We start from the raw sequence: 1,604 nt of genomic DNA on the forward strand, positions 1-1,604 counted from the left end.
GTTCTAGCCCTTTCGCCGCCGCAATCGACGCAACAACCCACCCAGCCGCTGCACCCCGGCAATGTGCGCCAGCGCGAAGTAGAGCCCGGCCCCGAACACGCAGAGCGCCAACAGCGCCAGTGCCTGCACCGGGAAAAAGTACCCCGGGTCGAACACCGGCCCGAGCAGCACGACGAGGCCATAGAGCGCGCCGGACATCACCAGCGTCAGCAGTACGATCATTCCCTCCTGCCGCCACTCCGCCCCGCTGATGGTGAAATGGCCGCGGCGGGCGAGGAAAATGGCCAGCAGCACGACATTGGCCCACGCAGCGATCGAGGTAGCGAGCGCGATGCCGACATGCTTCAGGGTCGGGAACAGCGCCAGCGACAACACGATATTGATGATCAGCGAGACGAAGGCGAACCAGGTCGGCGTCTTGGTGTCCTTGCGCGAGAAGAACCCCGGCTGCAGCACGCGGATCGACACGAAGGCGGGGAGCCCCACCGCAAAGGCGATGAGCGCATGCGAGACGTTGACGCTGTCGGTCGGCCCGAAGGCCCCCCGCTCGAACAGCACCCGCACCACCGGCAGGGAGAGCGCGATCAGCGCCCCGGCGGCCGGCATCGACAGCAGCATCGAGAGGAACAGCGACTGGCTCTGGCTCTGCCGCGCCTCGAGCTCGCGGCCGGCGCTGAGGTGGCGGCTCAATTCGGGCAGCAGCACCGTGCCGATGGCGATGCCGATAATGCCGAGCGGCAGCTGGTACAGCCGGTCGGCATTGTAGATGATCGACATCACCTCATCGGCGCCCGATGCGATGATGGTGCCGACGAAGATGTTGATCTGGGTAATGCCGCCCGCAATGATCGCCGGCACGGCGAGGATCCAGAACCGCCTGACCTCCGGATCGAAACGCGGCCAGCGCAGTTTCGGCACGAAGCCGGCGCGGCGAATCGCCCAGTAGACCAGCGCCAGCTGCGCGATGCCGCCAAGCATGGTGGCGATTGCCACCCAGAACGCCGTGTCCGGCGCCTCGAGCGTCAGGATCGCCAGCGGAATCAGCGCCCCGATATTGACGATGTTGAGCACGATCGGCGCGAACGCGGCGGCGAAGAACCGCCCCAGGCTGTTGAGGATCGCCGCATAGGCCGCCATCAGCGACATGCAGGCGAGATAGGGGAACATGATCCGGGTGAGAAACACCGTGAGATCGAACTTCGCCTGATCCCCGACAAAGCCGGGAACGAACAGCACCATGATCTGCGGCGTGAAGATCTCGACGAGGATGGTGACGACGAGGATCGCCGCCACCAGCCAGCTTATGATCCGGCCAGCCAGTTCCTTCGCTCCCTCATTGCCCTCGGTTTCGAGCGCAGTCGAGAACATCGGCACGAAGGCGGTGTTGAACGCGCCTTCGGCGAACAGCCGACGGAACAGGTTGGGGAAACGGAACGCCGCGTTGAACGCATCCGACACCGGCGAGATGCCGAGCACCGCCGCCATCAGCGCATCGCGGGCAAAGCCGAAAATGCGCGAAACGAGGGTCAGCCCGCCGACCGAGAGGAAATTGCGGTAGAGGCTCATTGGAACGCCGGTGCGAGCTGACCCCCACCCCTGTCCCC

Annotated in this window: 1 protein-coding gene; it reads right to left on the reverse strand. The window is 65.3% G+C overall.

Going from position 1 to position 1,604, the window contains the following annotated elements:
- Positions 1-3: 3 nt before the first annotated feature.
- Positions 4-1,604, reverse strand: a 1,601-nt coding sequence (gene murJ / locus VW23_RS08055; RefSeq protein ID WP_210184492.1) for a murein biosynthesis integral membrane protein MurJ, incomplete at its 5' end; no start/stop codon positions are given.

Source organism: Devosia insulae DS-56 (assembly GCF_000970465.2).
Classification (GTDB): Bacteria; Pseudomonadota; Alphaproteobacteria; order Rhizobiales; family Devosiaceae; genus Devosia_A; species Devosia_A insulae.